This is a genomic window from Streptomyces sp. NPDC013317 (genome assembly GCF_055563155.1).
The window spans coordinates 156,750-172,664 of record NZ_JBVHDX010000015.1 but is presented as its reverse complement, the minus strand read 5'-3'; the positions used below and the strand labels follow the sequence as shown (position 1 = coordinate 172,664).

20 protein-coding genes and 1 pseudogene are annotated in these 15,915 nt (G+C 68.9%); 13 read left to right on the top strand and 8 right to left on the bottom strand.

From position 1 onward, the window contains the following. Positions 1–285 precede the first annotated feature (285 nt). The 4 genes from ACZ3IJ_RS30945 to ACZ3IJ_RS30930 all read left to right on the top strand — a co-directional run bounded on the left by ACZ3IJ_RS30945 (position 286) and on the right by ACZ3IJ_RS30930 (position 2,257). On the top strand, positions 286–1,104 hold the full coding sequence (locus ACZ3IJ_RS30945; RefSeq protein WP_467473528.1) for a hypothetical protein: 819 nt from the start codon (positions 286–288) through the stop codon (positions 1,102–1,104). Positions 1,105–1,123: 19 nt separating this feature from the next. Next, positions 1,124–1,471, top strand: a complete 348-nt coding sequence (locus tag ACZ3IJ_RS30940; RefSeq protein ID WP_467473526.1) for a hypothetical protein — start codon at positions 1,124–1,126, stop codon at positions 1,469–1,471. Further along, positions 1,472–1,894, top strand: coding sequence for a hypothetical protein (locus tag ACZ3IJ_RS30935; RefSeq protein ID WP_467473523.1), 423 nt, complete (start codon positions 1,472–1,474; stop codon positions 1,892–1,894). Between the two features lie 144 nt (positions 1,895–2,038). Continuing rightward, complete coding sequence (locus tag ACZ3IJ_RS30930; RefSeq protein ID WP_467473521.1) at positions 2,039–2,257, top strand: hypothetical protein; 219 nt, start codon at positions 2,039–2,041, stop codon at positions 2,255–2,257. 211 nt (positions 2,258–2,468) lie between these two features. On the opposite strand, the gene ACZ3IJ_RS30925 is transcribed toward ACZ3IJ_RS30930, so the two are convergent. Beyond that, positions 2,469–3,029, bottom strand: a complete 561-nt coding sequence (locus tag ACZ3IJ_RS30925; protein ID WP_467473519.1) for a PASTA domain-containing protein — start codon at positions 3,027–3,029, stop codon at positions 2,469–2,471. A 213-nt stretch (positions 3,030–3,242) separates the two neighbouring features. Here ACZ3IJ_RS30925 and ACZ3IJ_RS30920 point away from each other — a divergent pair, with 213 nt between their 5' ends. The 4 genes from ACZ3IJ_RS30920 (at position 3,243) to ACZ3IJ_RS30905 (ending at position 5,126) form a co-directional block, all read left to right on the top strand. Continuing rightward, on the top strand, positions 3,243–3,818 hold the full coding sequence (locus ACZ3IJ_RS30920; RefSeq protein WP_467473516.1) for a recombinase family protein: 576 nt from the start codon (positions 3,243–3,245) through the stop codon (positions 3,816–3,818). Further along, positions 3,815–4,294, top strand: coding sequence for an endonuclease VII domain-containing protein (locus ACZ3IJ_RS30915; RefSeq protein WP_467473513.1), 480 nt, complete (start codon positions 3,815–3,817; stop codon positions 4,292–4,294). Before ACZ3IJ_RS30920 ends, ACZ3IJ_RS30915 begins: the two co-directional genes overlap by 4 nt. Then, the gene (locus ACZ3IJ_RS30910; protein ID WP_467473510.1) at positions 4,291–4,659 is read left to right on the top strand and encodes a helix-turn-helix domain-containing protein; all 369 of its coding nucleotides are present in this window, start codon (positions 4,291–4,293) and stop codon (positions 4,657–4,659) included. Before ACZ3IJ_RS30915 ends, ACZ3IJ_RS30910 begins: the two co-directional genes overlap by 4 nt. A gap of 113 nt (positions 4,660–4,772) precedes the next feature. After that, complete coding sequence (locus tag ACZ3IJ_RS30905; RefSeq protein ID WP_467473508.1) at positions 4,773–5,126, top strand: hypothetical protein; 354 nt, start codon at positions 4,773–4,775, stop codon at positions 5,124–5,126. A 109-nt stretch (positions 5,127–5,235) separates the two neighbouring features. Here the strand turns inward: ACZ3IJ_RS30905 and ACZ3IJ_RS30900 are convergent, their stop codons facing one another. Beyond that, positions 5,236–5,814: a hypothetical protein gene (locus ACZ3IJ_RS30900; protein ID WP_467473506.1), complete on the bottom strand. Its 579-nt coding sequence runs from the start codon at positions 5,812–5,814 to the stop codon at positions 5,236–5,238. A gap of 115 nt (positions 5,815–5,929) precedes the next feature. Between ACZ3IJ_RS30900 and ku the strand changes: the two genes are divergently transcribed. After that, entirely contained in the window at positions 5,930–6,856 is a 927-nt protein-coding gene (gene ku / locus ACZ3IJ_RS30895; RefSeq protein WP_467473504.1) for a non-homologous end joining protein Ku, read from the top strand. On the opposite strand, the gene ACZ3IJ_RS30890 is transcribed toward ku, so the two are convergent. Further along, on the bottom strand, positions 6,853–7,236 hold the full coding sequence (locus tag ACZ3IJ_RS30890) for a DUF6233 domain-containing protein (protein ID WP_467473501.1): 384 nt from the start codon (positions 7,234–7,236) through the stop codon (positions 6,853–6,855). The two genes, ku and ACZ3IJ_RS30890, sit on opposite strands and share 4 nt — an antisense overlap. A gap of 175 nt (positions 7,237–7,411) precedes the next feature. Here ACZ3IJ_RS30890 and ACZ3IJ_RS30885 point away from each other — a divergent pair, with 175 nt between their 5' ends. Continuing rightward, complete coding sequence (locus tag ACZ3IJ_RS30885; protein ID WP_467473499.1) at positions 7,412–7,813, top strand: DUF6221 family protein; 402 nt, start codon at positions 7,412–7,414, stop codon at positions 7,811–7,813. On the opposite strand, the gene ACZ3IJ_RS30880 is transcribed toward ACZ3IJ_RS30885, so the two are convergent. The 5 genes and pseudogenes from ACZ3IJ_RS30880 to ACZ3IJ_RS30860 all read right to left on the bottom strand — a co-directional run bounded on the left by ACZ3IJ_RS30880 (position 7,810) and on the right by ACZ3IJ_RS30860 (position 13,534). After that, positions 7,810–7,974: a hypothetical protein gene (locus ACZ3IJ_RS30880; RefSeq protein WP_467473498.1), complete on the bottom strand. Its 165-nt coding sequence runs from the start codon at positions 7,972–7,974 to the stop codon at positions 7,810–7,812. The two genes, ACZ3IJ_RS30885 and ACZ3IJ_RS30880, sit on opposite strands and share 4 nt — an antisense overlap. A gap of 293 nt (positions 7,975–8,267) precedes the next feature. Further along, positions 8,268–8,912 (bottom strand): GntR family transcriptional regulator, encoded by a 645-nt coding sequence (locus ACZ3IJ_RS30875; RefSeq protein ID WP_467473496.1) that lies wholly within the window; start codon positions 8,910–8,912, stop codon positions 8,268–8,270. A gap of 475 nt (positions 8,913–9,387) precedes the next feature. Then, positions 9,388–10,425: pseudogene (locus ACZ3IJ_RS30870) on the bottom strand (ABC transporter substrate-binding protein); the annotation flags it as partial. 157 nt (positions 10,426–10,582) lie between these two features. Further along, complete coding sequence (locus ACZ3IJ_RS30865; RefSeq protein WP_467473494.1) at positions 10,583–12,406, bottom strand: AMP-dependent synthetase/ligase; 1,824 nt, start codon at positions 12,404–12,406, stop codon at positions 10,583–10,585. Positions 12,407–12,643: 237 nt separating this feature from the next. After that, positions 12,644–13,534 (bottom strand): LysR substrate-binding domain-containing protein, encoded by an 891-nt coding sequence (locus tag ACZ3IJ_RS30860; protein WP_467473493.1) that lies wholly within the window; start codon positions 13,532–13,534, stop codon positions 12,644–12,646. A 126-nt stretch (positions 13,535–13,660) separates the two neighbouring features. Here ACZ3IJ_RS30860 and ACZ3IJ_RS30855 point away from each other — a divergent pair, with 126 nt between their 5' ends. From ACZ3IJ_RS30855 to ACZ3IJ_RS30845, 3 genes are all read left to right on the top strand, one after another. Then, positions 13,661–14,704 (top strand): bile acid:sodium symporter family protein, encoded by a 1,044-nt coding sequence (locus ACZ3IJ_RS30855; RefSeq protein WP_467473492.1) that lies wholly within the window; start codon positions 13,661–13,663, stop codon positions 14,702–14,704. A 234-nt stretch (positions 14,705–14,938) separates the two neighbouring features. Beyond that, positions 14,939–15,460, top strand: a complete 522-nt coding sequence (locus ACZ3IJ_RS30850; RefSeq protein WP_467473491.1) for an isochorismatase family protein — start codon at positions 14,939–14,941, stop codon at positions 15,458–15,460. Continuing rightward, positions 15,457–15,873, top strand: coding sequence for a (2Fe-2S) ferredoxin domain-containing protein (locus tag ACZ3IJ_RS30845; RefSeq protein ID WP_391796787.1), 417 nt, complete (start codon positions 15,457–15,459; stop codon positions 15,871–15,873). Before ACZ3IJ_RS30850 ends, ACZ3IJ_RS30845 begins: the two co-directional genes overlap by 4 nt. Positions 15,874–15,915 lie beyond the last annotated feature (42 nt).

Genomic DNA, 15,915 nt, shown 5'->3' with positions numbered 1-15,915 from the left:
ATGGTCGGCACTTTCGTCATCAGCCACACCCGGTTCCCCCGGACCACGACCAAACTGCCCAAATCCCCTTGGGACCACACCACTGGTTCTAAGGCTTTCGTCATTCCTGGAGGCCTGATGGCCAAGACCGGACCACAGCGCTTCCCTGGCGCGTCCACTGCCTACTGGTATCAGGCCCGGTGGGGCGGCACTGCGATGGAGTCGAATGTCGGCGTCATCCACACAACAGAGGGCCGGACCGTCCCGGACTACGGGGGCGGGGCCTCGGCGCCGAACTTCACTGCCATGCCGGATATTCCGAACAAGCGGCTGCGCTGGTACCAGCACTTCGACTTCGACGTCTCCTCACGCGCCCTGGTCAACAAGGCGGGTGGTGTCGACACGAACACGGCGAACGCCGTGCAGATCGAACTTGTCGGCACCTGCGACGAACGCAAGGCGTCCACCTGGGACGGCAAGCGGGCCGGCGTCGACTACATCTTCTGGCCCGCCGCACCGGACTGGGCGCTCGCCGAGCTCGCCAATTTCGTGAAGTGGTCGCACGACAACCACGGCATCGCGCTCCGGTCGACCGTCACCTGGAAGCCCTACAACAAGGGCCAGGTCGGCGGCTCCTACGGCGCGAACGGCGTCCGTCTCAGCGGCGCCCAGTGGAACGCCTACTACGGCTGGCTCGGCCACCAGCACGTGCCGGAGAACGACCACGGCGACCCCGGCAACCTCAACTTCGCCCGCGTGCTCGCCCACGCCACGGGCACCAATCCCACCCCTGAACCTGAGGAGGACGACGTGGCGATCACCGCCGACGACGCCAACCGGATCGCGCTCGCGGTCCACGGCTACCGCAACAAGGCCGCCAACGACGCGTCGCTCGAGGCCACTGGCAAGCCCATCCCCGACGCCTACGGGTACGACGTGCAGACGCACGCGATGGCCAAGGCCCTCACCACTCAGGTCGCGGCCCTCTCCGCCACGGTCAAGACCCTCGCCGACCAACTTGGTGACGACGTCGACACCGCGACGGTCGTGGCCGCTGTCGAGCAGGCCATCGCCGATGCCGTCGTGCAGGTCAACGTCGACGTCACCGGCCCCACCAACTCCTGACTCCAGAACGGACATCATCGTGAGAATCTTCGGCAAGGAGCCGGCGCTCGTAATCGCCGCTATCTCCGCGACCCTGTCGCTGCTCGTCACCTTCAACGTCGGCCTCAGCACCGAGCAGGCGGGCGCGATCGTCGCCGTCATCTCCGCCGCCCTCGCCGCGGCCACCGCTGCCATGACCCGTCCGATCGCCCCGTCGGCGTTCACCGGCCTCGTCGCTGCGGGCGTGGCCCTGCTCGCCGCCTACGGCTTCAACGTGGCTCCGGAGACGGTCGGCGCCCTGAACGCTGTCGTTCTCGCCGTCCTGGGTCTCGTCACGCGCGGCCAGGTCAGCCCGACGACCGCGAACCGCCCGCTGTCTGGGGTGTGAGTGCCGCGCCGCATCGCCCGGCGGCTGTCCCGGATCCTCGGCCGCCGCGGCGCATTCCTCGCCTCATTCGGCGCGCTGTGGGCGCTGTACGGATTCGGGCAGCTCGTCGAGCCTCTGCCGGACACCCGCGGCATCCGGCTCCTGCTCCACCTGATGCCGCTCGAGGGATGGGCCTGGTGCTGGATCGCCTCAGGTCTCATCGCCATGGCATCAGCTGCACTACCGGAAGGGCGGGACTGGTACGGCTTCCCCGCCCTTCTGGCGATCGTCGTCCCCTGGATGCTCGCGTACCTCGTGTCGTGGTGGCCTCTCGGAGACAACGCAAGGGGGTGGGTGACGGCACTGATCTGGGCGGTAGCCACAGTGCCGGTGATCGTGGTGGCCGGGTGGAGGGAACCCCCGCGCCCCAAGAAACTGGAGTAGCCCATGACCTCCGACGGATGGACCACGGCAGCCACAGCCGCAGCGACGGTCATCTCGGCGGGCGCCGCATTCTGGAGTGGCCGGGCAGCGCGGAGGACCCGGCGGGATCACCGACGGGACGACTTCACTGCGGTTACTGACCGCATGGAGAAGGCGATCGACCGGCAGGATCTGAAGATCAAGGAGCTGGAGGCGACAGCAGACCGGCAAGACCAGCGACTCGAGGGCGCCGGTGTCGCGATCAGTTACCTCATCGAGCGGGTCCGCGGCCTGACGACGTGGGTGCGATCGGCGGGGCTCGAGCCGCCCGCCGCCCCGCCGATCCCTCAGCGAGCCCGAGAGTTCATCCACCACGACTTGTGAACTGGAGAGCGATGACCGAGCCTCCGTCCCAACGACCGATCCAGCGCCGGGTCGACGAGACTGCCACTGACATGGTCACCCTCATCGACATGGGCGTCGTGCCCGAACAGCCCGAACCGCCGCCGGCCGAACCCGAGCCTGAGCCTGTACCTGAGGAATGAGAGAGCCCCCGCTGCCCTGCCATGCGCAGGACAGCGGGGGCCTTCTTGCGTCAGGGACAGGACTCGTCGAGTTTGACCGCGCCGAAGTCCAGCTTCGTGTCGACCGACATCTTCTTGCCCGCCGCGACGCTCTGCGAGCACACCTTCCAGTTCCGGTCCAGGACCTGCATGCGGCTGGCACCGAGACTGTCGTGCGATGTCAGGAAGAAGAAGCCTTCTGCCTGTGCGGTGTCCTGGGCGGTCTGCAAGACCATGCCGACGAAGTTTGGCACCGTTGCCTTTTCTTCGACAGCTGGCTTGGCATCCGCTGGCACGGCTGACGGCTGCGTGGATGCCGGCTTTGTTGTCGCCGACTTGGTGACGGTCGGAGCAGGGTCAACCGTTGCTTCGGCCTCCGCCGTGGGAGTGGGCGTCGGCTTTGCGATAGCCGCGGAAGTCGGCCTAGCGGCCCCGCTGATCTCCGCGGTGTCGCTGCTGCCCGCTGAACCGACGATGACTCCGAAGAAGAACAGGCCTGCCGCAGAGGGAATGATGACTCGCTTGCGTGTCCATCCCGGCTGGCGCGGCGGCATCGGCGGCGGCGGGTACGGCGGCGGCTGGTTCCAGGACATAGACCCCCCAAGGTCTGAGATGAGAGGAGCCGACCATAGCGGAGCGGCGGTTGAAGGATGGACGGATCTGGCGTAATGCCACATGACGCCGCGTCGGCAAACGATCGTATGTCGACAGGCCGAGCGTCTATACCTGCGCTGCAGCACGAGGATGACGAAAACCCGTGTCCAGAACTATGACGCGCTAACCCCCCTTATCGGTACGCTCAGTTCATGAGAATCGGCTACGGGCGGGTCTCCACCCGCGACCAGAACCCGGAGACGCAGCACGACGCACTCACCGCCGCCGGCTGCGACCGTATCTTCATCGACAAGGCATCAGGCAAGCTGGCCTCACGGCCGGAGCTCGACAAGGTTCTCCTCACGGCGCGCACAGGCGACCAAGTCGTCATCACCAAGCTCGACCGACTCGGCCGGTCCACGAAGAACCTGCTCGAACTCTCCGAACAGCTCAAGGACAACGGCGTCGACCTCGTCGTGCTCGACCAGGGCATCGACACGAGCACGCCTGCTGGAGTCCTCTTCTTCACCATCATCGGCGCCATCGCCCAGTTCGAGCACTCGATGATGGTCGAGCGCACTCACGACGGGCTCGCCGCTGCACGCGCCCGCGGACGGGTCGGTGGGCGCAAGGCGGTACTCAAGCCGCGACAGGTCAAGCTCGCGCAGGAGATGTACGACGAACTCGGCGAGGACGGGAAGCGCAAGCACACCGTCCAGCAGATCGCCGATGAACTTGGTGTTGCCCGCACCACCATCTACCGGTACCTGGAACGGAGGCAGGTATGAGCAGCCAGGCTGAAAAGGCCTGCCGCGGATGCTCCGCCGTCAAGCCGCTCGAGGAGTTCTATCGCCACAACGGCGGTCGCCATCCGCGCTGCAAGGATTGTGTGCGGGCCTGGCACCGCGAGCGGTACCAGCAGAGGAACGGCAAGGACCGCGTCTTCGAGCAGAGCCTCAAGCGTCTCTACGGCATGACGCTGGAGCAATACAACGCGATGGCCGCCGAGCAGGGCCACCTGTGTGCAGTGTGCGGAGAGGCCCCCAATACCGAGCGACGCCTTCACGTCGACCATGACCATGCGACCGGTAAGGTCCGCGCGCTGCTGTGTCACCACTGCAACGTCATGCTTGGCAACGCGAAGGACTCAACCGAGCGCCTGCGCCAAGCCATCGTCTACCTGGAGTTGCACCAAGGTGAGGACCACCCCGCCGACGTCCTCGCCGCACGGCGTGCGGCGAGATTGGAGCAGGAGCAGGCATGAAGTGGACCGAGGCAGACTGGGAACGGCTCGGCCAGGCTCTGCGCACCGCCCGCCAGTACAGCAGCCGTTCGCAGGAAGAGGTCGCACAGACAGCGGGCGTGTCGCTCGCAAGCGTTCAAGCAGCCGAGGCAGGGAAGCCGCCCAAAACCCGCATGCCCTACACCGTGCCAGCGATCGCTAGAGCGCTGGGCTGGCACGCAGGTGCTGTCGAGAGAGTCCTGGACGGTAGCGAGCAAGGCGAGAGCGGCAGCGACGAGGCAGTGACAGCCGAGGCGGCTGCGCTCGCTCAGCGAATCCAGCAGCTGAGCCCGTTCCAACGTAGCGCCCTTGTGATGCTGCTGGACGCCTTCCGTGAAGGCCCCTAGAGGGACGTATGCCCTGGTCGCAAAGCCGGTGGGGCGATGTCGGAGCCGTATGTCAAGCTGGGCAGAACCGCCTCATCGGGAGGCGGCGCACAACCCGTCCGATCGGAGGACACATGGCGCTCAGCCGCATCGCTCGTCTGCACGCTGACGAGATCAGGAATCATGACTGGACCGACGCCCCGTTCCGCGGAGATCGCGCTGGCCACAACCGTGCGACGGACACCAAGGCCGGCCCTGAGGTGCTCACTCCGCAGCAGGCCGACACTGTCCGCCAGAACGTCATGTGGGTGACGGCGCAGGTGCTCGGCTACCTGGACCCGAACTTCGACGTGAACGAGTTCGCCGAGGCCTGCGGCCTGAACATCCGCGGCTCCCGCGGCCGTATCGATGGCAGCATCGAGGCGGGGGTCCGGAAGAATCTCGAGGGTATCTACCAGCGTCCCGGCACCTGGGAGTACGACGCCTAGCCCTGGCAGTCAGCCCGCCCCCTCGTTGGGGGCGGGCTTCGTCGTTCGTGTGGTTTCTACGCAGGGCCCCGGCCAGCCCTCAGGGGGCTCGCTCCGCCTAGCCGGGGCGCTATGGTCGCCTACGCTGCCGCCGCATTCTCAGGTAGCGCCTGATGGGCTGATGCTCCCGGGGGTGCAGGACGGCCCGGCATGCTTCGGCGAAGTAGCCGAGCGAGAGCTCTGTCTCGACGTGGTCCTCCGCGAGGCTCTGCCACTGGTCGTGGTCGCGCATCTCAGCGGGCATTCCTCGAGCGATCCAGAAGGCCAGGCCGTCTAGCCAGATACCCAGCTGATGCGCAGCGCTCTGTGCGCGGTGTGCGGGCCACTCGGGGCCTTCGACGACGACCGTACCCACCGTCTTCATGACGTCCCCGCGCATTGCCTGGACCTGGCCGAGCTTGGACTTTGCCGCTTCCAGGTCGAGGCTTCCGGTGCGCATCCCCTTCATGAGCTCGGCTATAGCGTCGCGCCACGCGAAGAGGGCGGTCGTGCAGGAGCTGTACGCTGCCCGGCGGGATTTATGGTCTTCGAGCGCGGCCTGCCCCCGGTTGTTGACGCCGGCTGCTCTCACCGCCCCTGTGGCGCCGACAAGCGCTCCGAGTACTGTCCCCGCCACACCCACGAGAGCCACGGTCGTCACTGAGTCCATCGCCGCATTGTGCAGGTCGGGCCGTCTACGGAGGGCGGCTTTTCGCATGTGCGATCACGCCCACACTGTGCTTAGCCTGGTGCCCCGTCCCCAGGGGGGTGCCTGGGAGGCTTGCATGCCCCGCCACATCTGGTCCGGCGCGATCTCGTTTGGCCTGGTCACGGTACCTATCAAGCTGGAGCCGGCCACCGAGAGCCACAGCATCTCCTTCCGCCAGATCCACGTCGAGGACGGCGGCCAGATCCGGTACAGGAAGTACTGCGAGATCGACGGCCAGGAGCTGCGGCAGGACGAGATCGGCAAGGGCTACGAGATCAGCAAGGACAACGTCATCCCGATCACCGACCAGGATCTGGCGGAGATGCCGCTGCCGACGGCGAAGGCGATCGAGATCGTTGCGTTCGTGCCGTGGGAGTCGATCGACCGTCGGCACATCGGGGAGTCCAGCTACTACGCGAGCGCCGACGGCCAGGTCGCGGCCAAGCCTTACACGCTCCTGCGACAGGCGCTGGGCCGCACCGAGAAGGTGGCCGTCGCCAAGTTCGCCCTCCGCGGCCGTGAGCGTCTCGGCCTGCTCCGCCCCTACGGTGACGCCCTGCTGCTGCACTCCATGCGCTGGGACGACGAGGTCCGCGACCCCTCCGAGCTCGCCCCAGAGAAGAGCGAGCTCAGCGAGCAGGAGATCGAGGGCGCGCTCGCGCTGCTGGAGACGATGTCGGTCGACCGTCTGGACGAGCTGGAGCTGACCGACGACTACCGGGACGCGCTCGTCGAGGTCATCGCGGCGAAGTCTGAGCACCGGCAGCCGAAGCCGGTCGCGGGGGAGGAGCAGCCGGCCGGGCAGGTCGTCGACCTGATGGCCGCGCTGGAGGAGTCCGTGGCGAAGGCCAAGGAGGCCCGCGGCGAGACTGGCGAGCACGCCACCGTGCACGAGATGCCGAAGCCGAAGAAGAAGGCCGCGGCCAAGAAGAAGGCGGCGGCGAAGAAGACCGCCACCAAGAAGACGACCGCGAAGAAGGCCACGAAGAAGCGGGCGTCCTAGGCCTGGCCGGGCGTCTTCCGGGGCCGCGGCTTCTCGATGCCGAACTGGGCGAGGCTGCCCCACATGTTGCAGATGTCGCACATCTCGACGTCGGGGAACTCACGCAGCGCGGCGATCAGCTCGTCGGCGTTGAGGAGCCCGGTCTGCCGCGGGTCGATGCGGCAGTTCCCGCGGTGCAGTACAGGCTGACCTTCGGGCGCGCGGGACGGCAGGATCTTCCATCGCATCTCTGCGTGTGCGACGGCCTGCCTGCGCTTCTCTTCCTTCTCCTCAGCCTCGAGCTCCCGGATCTCGCGCTGGGTCTGACCGACCTGCCAGTGGAGCCACTCGAGCAGGGTGCGCTTCTTTGCGAGGCGCTCGGAGATGGACAAGGGGCTCATGGCTCGAATGCTACGTCTGTTCGAATTCGAGATGCCAGCCGCCCGGCATTGTCAGTGACGCCCGCTACCGTGATGGAATCCCATCCGCGCTCGCTGGCTGCGGCGCACTCGAACCCGCCCGTCGGACCCCGCCACTGGGGACAGCGCCCGACGGGCGGGGCACGTTGGAGGCCTCATGGACGACCTGATCGCGTTCCTCCGCGCCCGCCTCGACGAAGACGAGCAGACCGCCCGCGCACACCGGCAGGCGTCGGACAACTGGGACTACGACCACATGGCCCACGAGGTCCGCGACGAAGCCAACGCAGGCACCGTTGCCTTCACTCATGACGGAGATGGTCAGCACATCGCCCGCCACGACCCGGGGCGCGTCCTCGCCGAGGTCGATGCCAAGCGGCGAATCCTCGACGAGCATCACGACGTGAACGACGGCTCGTGCGGCACCTGCATTACCCCGCAGTGGGGCTACCCCACACACGGAGGCAGCAGCCCGCAGGCCTACCCGTGCACCACGCTTCGGCTTCTTGCCGTGCCCTATGCCGATCACGCCTACTACCAGAACGAGTGGCGGCCCTAAGCGGCCAGCTCCTGCTCGGCGCGCATCGCCTCAGCCCACCGGACGAGGAGCCTCTGATACGCCTCCTCGCCCTCCGCCGTCAGCGCGCCCGTGGACCACAGCCGGCGGATCTGCTCATTGAGCTCCGCAGCGCTCTGGTGGGGCTGCTCGATGTCGGACATGCGGCAAGCCTACGGCGAGGGTCTGACAGTCTCGGGCCTGTGTCTGCACCCCGGGTAAATGATCGGTTTCAAATAGAGGCCCGCACCCTCTGTTGTCGACCGGCAACGATGGGCCATGCTGCCCGTAGGCGGAGTCATTGGCCCCGCTTTCGCTGTCGGTTACATATTCACACCCGGTGCGAACGGAACGTAGAACTTTCACTCGCACACCCGTTCCCAGGCATATGCCGAATGGTGCATGCTCCGTAATGTGCGTCGGGCCCGGCACTACTGGGCGCCCCCGCCGACGCGCGCTACGCCGTGCCGCTCAGGCGGATCAGCCACCGATCCATCGGGAGGACGAGATCAGCAGTCTCCACAGGGCGCCCAGACTCATCCAGCCGCGTTCGCACCAGACGGTAGGCCGGGGTGTCTACCAGCAGACCCAGAGCAGCCGCCTGCTCTTCGCTCAGCGGCGCCACGCCCAGTTCGGCGACGTAGCTCGCGTGTGGCCGGCGCCGGCCGCGCCACCACGACGACACGAGCATGGCCGACCGGCCGCCTGGATCCAGGCACTCGACAGTCTCGTGCTGCAGGGTGGCCCCCACGGGTACGTCCAGGCGGGCGGCAAGCTCGGCATCGGCCCGCCGGGCCCGGGTGTCGGTTGTCTCGGATGAGTGGGGCCAGTCGGCGTCCGCGTCCGTGAGGGTGCGCATAGCAGGAGGGTGCGCCACGTAGACCCCTCGGCGCTTCTCTCCCTCAAGGATTCCAGTCCGACGGAGGAGGAGATGGGCCAGGCGCATCGTCTGCGGGTGAACGTCGTACTCGGCAGCCATCGCTTCGCGGGACGGGAGCTTCTCGCCTATGGCCCACTCGCCGGCTTCGATGCGGTCGCGGATGTCAGCGGCGATGCGGCGGTAGCGCGCGTCGGCTGACATGGAACCCCTGGCGACGATCATGACGTGACGTCGCACAGTAAGAGGTACCGTGATGGCTAGATATATCTAGGCCTCGGATGTCCGGAAGCCCGCCCTCGCGGCAACTGAAAAGTGAGAGTTCGGCGGTTCGGGTTCAGGGTCCCGGGCGGCCGACGGGACCGCCTCCGCCGCCTGTACCCGCACGCGACCGGAAGCGGCCCCAGCGACCATCCGTCTCCCAACGGCGGATGGGCGCATCGACGAGTGTCACCCAGGGCGTGATTCCTGTACGAGGCATTCGTTGGCCATATGCCGGGACTGGGTCGCTGCAGTCGCCTCCAAGGGCGCGCGGTCCAGTCCCGGTTTGGTGTTTCCAGGGGGAAATGGGAAACGAGTGGGAGTTGATCTTGTCCGCAAACGGTACTAGCCGTCTTGACGTGTCCAGTGCCACTTCGGAAAAACCCCAGGTCAGAGCCACAATGAGGGAGAGGGGGCAGGTCGCAGAGGGTGCCTGCTACATCAGTCCGGTCATCATGTGCATGTTGAGCGGGACATCCTGGCCGCCCGCCGCCTTTCTGATGTCCGCCTTGAACTGCCGCATCGCGGGGCTGTCGGCCTCGAACGGCTGGAACTGCAGCAGCACATGGACCCCGTCGAGCGCCTGCTTCGTCGCGTCCTTCGCGAGCAGTCCGGGATCGTAGTCCGTCGGGTCGGAGAGCAGGCCCTTGTACCCGGACCGCTTCAGTGCGGTGAACAGGCCGATGTTGTACGGCGTCTGCATCACGGAGACCACGGCGTCGGGCGCCCCGCCGCCCGGGCCCGAGCGCAGGATCTCCTTGGTGTACGCCGACCAGTCGCTGGGCATCGAGGTCGCGGGCACCACGGCCTTCGCGTAGGGGACGTCGAAGCCCGCCGCCCTGAACCCCTGGGTGAACGTGCGGATGCCGAACTTTCCGGCGTCGTTGTCACCCGCGATGAGCGCGACCGACTTGCCGCGCGCACCGCCGAGCACGGCGGCCAGGCCCTCGGGCCAGGTCTGGTTGAGTGTGCCGCCGGGAGTCGGGACGAGGCAGCCGTTGAAGCCGTAGACGTGCTTCGGGCCGCAGAACGAGGGGAGCGTGCCCCAGCCCACGGTCGGGACCTTCTGGCCGTCGAGGAAGTCGGCCCCGGCGAAGGTGACCGAGCTCATGGGGGAGACCGCGAAGACCTTGTCCTGCTGGACGAGCTTGCGTGCCGCGGCCAGGTTCTTGGCCGGGTCCTGTCCGTCGTCCTCGGCGCCCAGATAGTCGATCCTCCGGCCGTTGATCCCGCCCTCGGCGTTGGCCCGGTCGTAGCGGGCCCTGGCGCCGAGGTCGGTGTCCTTCTTGGAGTAGCCGCTCGCGGTGGTCATGGATACGATGCCACCGACCTTGATCGCGTCGGCGGTGACTCCGCGTGCGGAGGAGCCGGGGGAGCCGGGCTTCTCCGAACTCCCGCCGGTGGAGGCGGAGTTGCAGGCCGTGGCCAGGAGCAGGGCCGCCGCGGCGGCGGCGAGGGTTCGGATCGGTCGCGACACGTCGGTCGTCCCTCCGTCGGGTGACCGCATTCTGTGACCGGGCTGATGAACCGTCAATAACTGATGCTACGTCAATTGATGCTCCGTCAGATGAAGGGCGGGCGGCCATTCCCGCGGCCCCGGGTCGGCCCTACGGGGTCCGCGACCTCCGCCCCCGTCAGCCGTACAGCGCCTCGACCTCCGCCGCGTAGGCGTTCTCGATCGCCTTGCGCTTGAGCTTGAGTGAGGGCGTGAGCAGTCCGTGCTCCTCGCTGAACGGATGGGCCAGGATCCGGAAGGTCCGGATCGACTCCGCCTGCGAGACCAGGGTGTTGGCCGCCACCACGGCCCGCCGGATCTCCGTCTCCAGGGTCGGGTCGCGCACCAGGTCGGCCGCCGGCAGGGGCGCGCGCCCCTGCATCGCCAGCCAGTGGTCCACCGCCTCCTGATCCATCGTCACCAGGGCGGCGATGTAGGGCCGGTCGTTGCCCACGACGATGCACTGGGCGATCAGCGGATGTGCTCGGACACGCTCCTCCAGGCCGGCGGGCGAGACGCTCTTGCCGCCCGAGGTCACCAGGATCTCCTTCTTGCGCCCGGTGATGGTCAGAAAGCCGTCCTCGTCGAGCATTCCCAGGTCGCCGGTGGCCAGCCAGCCGTCGTTGAGGACGGCCGAGGTGGCCTGCGGGTTGTTGAGGTACCCGGAGAAGATCTGGCCGCCGTGCAGCCACACCTCCCCGTCCTCGGCGATGTGCACCGTCGTCCCCGGTACCGGCTGCCCGACCGTCCCGTACTTGACGCGCTCGGGCGGGTTCGCCGTCGCCGCCGCGGAGGACTCCGTCAGGCCGTACCCCTCGAAGACGGTCACCCCGGCGCCCTCGAAGAAGAGGCCGAGGCGCCGGTCCATGCCCGAGCCGCCCGACATCGCGTGCCGGACCCGCCCGCCCATGGCGTCACGGACCTTCCCGTACACGACCTTCTCGAAGAACTGGTGCTGCATCCGGAGCCCGGCCGACGGCCCCGGACCGATGCCGAACGCCTTGTGCTCCATCGCCTCCGCGTACTTCACCGCCACGTCGACGGCCTTGTCGAAGGGGCCCGCCTTCCCGTCGCTCTCGGCCTTGCGGCGGGCGGCGTGGAAGACCTTCTCGAAGATGTAGGGCACGGCCAGGATGAACGTCGGCCGGAAGGACGCCAGGTCCGGCAGGAGCGCGGAAGCCGCCAGCACCGGCTGGTGCCCCATCTTCACCCCGCTCTGCACCGCCGCGACCTCCACCATCCGTCCGAAGACATGGGCGAGGGGGAGGAAGAGCAGGGTCGAGGCCTCGTCGCCCGGCTTGGAGTGGAAGACCGGCTCCCAGCGGCCGACCAGCATGTCCGTCTCGAACATGAAGTTGGAGTGGGTGATCACGCAGCCCTTGGGGCGGCCCGTGGTGCCCGAGGTGTAGATGATCGTGGCCACCGAGTCCGGTGTCACCGCGCGGCGGTGCCGCTGCACGACGTCCTCGTCGATCTCCGTACCCGCCGCCATCAGCTCGTCCACGGCGCCCGCGTCCAGCTGCCACAGCCGCTGGAGCCGCGGCAGCCGGTCGACCACCGAACCGATCGTCATCGCGTGGTCCTCGTGCTCCACCACGCAGGCGGTGACCTCGGCGTCGTGCAGCATCCAGTAGACCTGCTCGGCCGATGAGGTGGGGTAGATCGGCACCGACTGGGCGCCCAGCGTCCAGAGCGCGAAGTCGAACAGAGTCCATTCGTAGCGGGTCCTGGCCATGATGGCGACCCGGTCGGCGAACCGTACGCCGTGTGCGATCAGCCCCTTCGCGAGCGCGAGCACCTCGTCCCTGAACTGCGCCGAGGTCACGTCCTGCCACTCGCCCGCGGCGTCCTTGCGGCCGAAGGCGACCCGGTCGGGCGTCTGCTCGGCGTGGTCGAACACGGCGTCCGCCAGACCGCCGACCTGAGGCGCCGCCTCGATGGGCGGCACGGTGAACTCGCGCAAAGACCTGCTCCTCGACCGCTCGTTGTCGCGCTCCGTACGGCGCGGGTGACGGTACCCCACCCGACTGGCGGGCGGGAGGGCCTTCACCAAGCCGGGACATTGGGTGTTGTCACAGGTCAGGGGAGTGAAGGAGGGCAAGTGGCGGGTGGTCGGGGGGCGTTACTGACCGTGGGGTAAGTAAGCCCAGGGGGAATCTCCACGGAATCTGTACCGGCCGCTCACTCGCTCGCCCAGGGTTCAGGGACCGAGCGGTCCGGCGGCCTGGTGGGGCCGGTTGAGCCGGTCACCACCCGCGAGGATCGCCGCGGCCAGGGCGTCGGCCGCCTCCTGCGCCTTCCCGCGCCGGCGCCCCTTGCGCAGGACGAAGTCGACGTCGCCCAGGTCCGGCAGCCCCGCACGGGCCGGCAGTTGCGACAGCCCGGGCGGTACCAGGCCACGGGTGTGCGCCATCACCCCCAGACCGGCCCGCGCCGCCGCGATGTTCGCACTCAGACTGCTGCTCGTGCACGCGATCCGCCAGGCCCGCCCCTGCGCCTCCAGGGCTTCGAGGGCCCGGGCACGAGTGATGCCCGGCGGAGGGAAGACGATCAGCGGCACCGGACGGTCCGGGTCGAGACGCAGCCGCGGCGCGCCGATCCAGATCAGCGAGTCCTGCCAGACCAGCTCGCCCGCGCTCTCCTCCGTGCGCCGCTTGGCGAGGATCAGGTCGAGCCGGCCCGCCTCCAACCGGGCGTCGAGCGTCCCGGACAGCTCGACCGTCAGCTCGAGATCCACCTCGGGGTGCTCGCGCCGGAACGACTCCAGGATCTCGGGCAGCCGTGTCACCACGAAGTCCTCCGATGCCCCGAAGCGCAGCCGCCCGCGCAGCCGGGTACCGGTGAAATAGGAGGCCGCCCGCTCATGGGCCTGGAGGATCGTCCGGGCGAAGCCGAGCATCGCCTCGCCGTCCTCCGTCAGCTCGACGCTGTGGGTGTCCCGTGTGAACAGCTGACGCCCGGTGGCGTCCTCGAGCCGCCGCACATGCTGGCTCACGGTCGACTGCCGCACCCCGAGCCGCCGGGCGGCCTGGGTGAAGCTCAGCGTCTGCGCGACGGCGAGAAAGGTACGGAGCTGCGCAGGTTCGTACACGGCGCCCAGGTTAGCGCGGTCATCGCGAAACGTGATGACAGTCAGAGCACTGTACGGGATTCCCGATCGCCGGGCGGGGGAGCAGGATGGGGAGGCACGATCTGTCGCCCGAGAGCAGTGGAGCACATGAGCCGCCGTACCACCCTCCTGCCGTCCCGGCTGCCGGTCGACCCGTACATCGCGGCCCTGCTCGCCACGGTCGGCATCGCGGCGCTGCTGCCCGCCGCCGGCGCGGCCGCGACGGTCGCCGACGGGGCCTCGAAGGCGGCCATCGCACTGCTCTTCTTCCTGTACGGCGCGCGGCTCTCCACCCGCGAGGCGCTGGACGGGCTGGGGCACTGGCGGCTCCACGTCACGGTCCTCGCGGCGACCTTCGCCGTCTTCCCGCTGCTCGGACTGGCGGCGAAGGGGCTGGTCCCGGCCGTTCTCACGCCCCCGCTCTACAGCGGCCTGCTCTTCCTCTGCCTGGTGCCGTCCACCGTCCAGTCCTCGATCGCGTTCACCTCGATCGCCCGGGGCAACGTCCCCGCCGCGATCTGCGCGGGCTCCTTCTCCTCCCTGGCCGGCATCGTGCTCACCCCGCTGCTCGCCGCCGTGCTCCTCGGCGGCGGTGCGGGCGGATTCTCGGCCGATTCGCTCCTGAAGATCGTGCTCCAGCTCCTCGTGCCCTTCCTGGCGGGACAGGCGCTGCGGCGCTGGGTCGGCGGGTTCGTCGTCCGGAGGAAGAAGGTGCTCGGGTACGTCGACCGGGGCTCGATCCTGCTCGTCGTCTACACGGCCTTCAGCCACGGCATGGTCGCCGGCATCTGGCACCAGGTCACCCCGGTGCGGCTCGGACTGCTGCTCGTCGTCGAAGCGGTGCTGCTGGCGGTGATGCTGGCCCTGACCTGGTACGGCGCGAGGCGGCTCGGGTTCGACCGCGAGGACCGGGTCGCGATCCAGTTCGCGGGCTCGAAGAAGAGCCTGGCGGCCGGGCTCCCGATGGCGAGCGTGCTGTTCGGGGCGCAGGCCTCCCTGGCGGTCCTGCCCCTGATGCTCTTCCACCAGATGCAGCTGATGGTCTGCGCGGTCATCGCCAGACGCCGCGCCCACGACCCGGAACGGGCCCCGGAGCCCGCGACGCCACTGCCCGACCGGGCCCCGGAGCCCGCGACGGCCGTGAGGCGCTGAGGCCGCGCCCGATGGGCAGCGAGGGTGCCGGCGTCCCGCCGCGGGCGTCGGCGGGACACCGCGTGACTCGCCGTGGCGGTTTGCGGGACGTCGACTGACCCGCCGGGGGCGTCGGCGGGAGGCGGGCAGACCCGCCGGGGGCGTCCGCGGGACATCGGCCGACCCGCGTGGGCGTTGGCGGGATCACGTCCCCGGGCCCACCGCGGTGATCATCCCGCCCGCTACGGTGCTCCCATGCCCGCACTCGATCCCGGCCGCACCGCGCTCGTCCTCGTCGACCTGATGGAACGCATCGTCGCGCTGCCGCTCGCCCCCCGCCCCGGAACCGACGTCGTCGCCGCAGCCGGCCGACTCGCCGACACCTTCCGGGCCGTCGGCGCACCCGTGGTCCACATCAGGGTCGAACGCCCGAACGTCCGGACCCAGCCACCCGGCAGCGACCTCGTCCCCTCCCTCGTCCACGACGGCGACCACATCGTCGTCAAGCGGACCATCGGCGGATTCCAGGACACCGGCCTCCACGAACTTCTCGCCGCCCGCGAGGTCACCACCCTCGTCCTCGCCGGGATCGCCACCAACCTCGGCGTCGAGTCCACCGCCCGTGCCGCCTGCGACCTCGGCTACGAACCGGTCTTCGCCGAGGACGCGATGACCGCCCTCACCGCCGACGAGCACCGCGCCTCGGTGAGCCTGGACTTCCCGCGCCTCGGCACCGTCGCCTCCGTCGGCACGATCACCCTGGACGGACCCGAGTGACCCGCGTTCCGATACGTTACGGCGCCCGCCCCTGCTCCCTGGTCGTCTGCCGCGGCTGCTGCTGCGGCGACGCCGGCAAGAACCCGGGCGTCGACCACGAGGGCCAGCTCGCCCGGCTCCGCGAGGCCGCCGCACGCTCCGGCGGCCGGTTGGCCGTCCGTACGAGCGACTGCCTCGGACCCTGCGCACAGGCGAACATCGTCGTGGTCCAGCCCTCCACCGAGGGCCGTCGGCGCGGCGGACGCGCCGCCTGGATCGGGTTCACGGCGGACGACGACTGCCTCGACGACATCCTCGCCTGGACGGCCGCGGGCGGCCCCGGCATCGCCGAACCCCCGGCGACCCTCACGCTCCAGATGATCGACCCGCCGACCGGGACGACCAGCACCCGTGCGGGACGGCGCGCCCGGTAGGGCGCATCCGACGGGTGCGGGACCGGCCGGCGCAGGGGCGCT

What these genes read in the sequence shown, in the direction of transcription:
- ACZ3IJ_RS30945 (WP_467473528.1), top strand. Translation starts at nt 286, where the DNA reads ATGCCGGATATTCCGAACAAGCGGCTGCGCTGGTACCAGCACTTCGAC.
- ACZ3IJ_RS30930 (WP_467473521.1), top strand. Translation starts at nt 2,039, where the DNA reads ATGGAGAAGGCGATCGACCGGCAGGATCTGAAGATCAAGGAGCTGGAG.
- ACZ3IJ_RS30925 (WP_467473519.1), bottom strand. Translation starts at nt 3,029, where the DNA reads ATGTCCTGGAACCAGCCGCCGCCGTACCCGCCGCCGCCGATGCCGCCG.
- ACZ3IJ_RS30920 (WP_467473516.1), top strand. Translation starts at nt 3,243, where the DNA reads ATGAGAATCGGCTACGGGCGGGTCTCCACCCGCGACCAGAACCCGGAG.
- ACZ3IJ_RS30915 (WP_467473513.1), top strand. Translation starts at nt 3,815, where the DNA reads ATGAGCAGCCAGGCTGAAAAGGCCTGCCGCGGATGCTCCGCCGTCAAG.
- ACZ3IJ_RS30910 (WP_467473510.1), top strand. Translation starts at nt 4,291, where the DNA reads ATGAAGTGGACCGAGGCAGACTGGGAACGGCTCGGCCAGGCTCTGCGC.
- ACZ3IJ_RS30905 (WP_467473508.1), top strand. Translation starts at nt 4,773, where the DNA reads ATGGCGCTCAGCCGCATCGCTCGTCTGCACGCTGACGAGATCAGGAAT.
- ACZ3IJ_RS30900 (WP_467473506.1), bottom strand. Translation starts at nt 5,814, where the DNA reads ATGGACTCAGTGACGACCGTGGCTCTCGTGGGTGTGGCGGGGACAGTA.
- ku (WP_467473504.1), top strand. Translation starts at nt 5,930, where the DNA reads ATGCCCCGCCACATCTGGTCCGGCGCGATCTCGTTTGGCCTGGTCACG.
- ACZ3IJ_RS30890 (WP_467473501.1), bottom strand. Translation starts at nt 7,236, where the DNA reads ATGAGCCCCTTGTCCATCTCCGAGCGCCTCGCAAAGAAGCGCACCCTG.
- ACZ3IJ_RS30885 (WP_467473499.1), top strand. Translation starts at nt 7,412, where the DNA reads ATGGACGACCTGATCGCGTTCCTCCGCGCCCGCCTCGACGAAGACGAG.
- ACZ3IJ_RS30880 (WP_467473498.1), bottom strand. Translation starts at nt 7,974, where the DNA reads ATGTCCGACATCGAGCAGCCCCACCAGAGCGCTGCGGAGCTCAATGAG.
- ACZ3IJ_RS30875 (WP_467473496.1), bottom strand. Translation starts at nt 8,912, where the DNA reads ATGATCGTCGCCAGGGGTTCCATGTCAGCCGACGCGCGCTACCGCCGC.
- ACZ3IJ_RS30855 (WP_467473492.1), top strand. Translation starts at nt 13,661, where the DNA reads ATGAGCCGCCGTACCACCCTCCTGCCGTCCCGGCTGCCGGTCGACCCG.
- ACZ3IJ_RS30850 (WP_467473491.1), top strand. Translation starts at nt 14,939, where the DNA reads ATGCCCGCACTCGATCCCGGCCGCACCGCGCTCGTCCTCGTCGACCTG.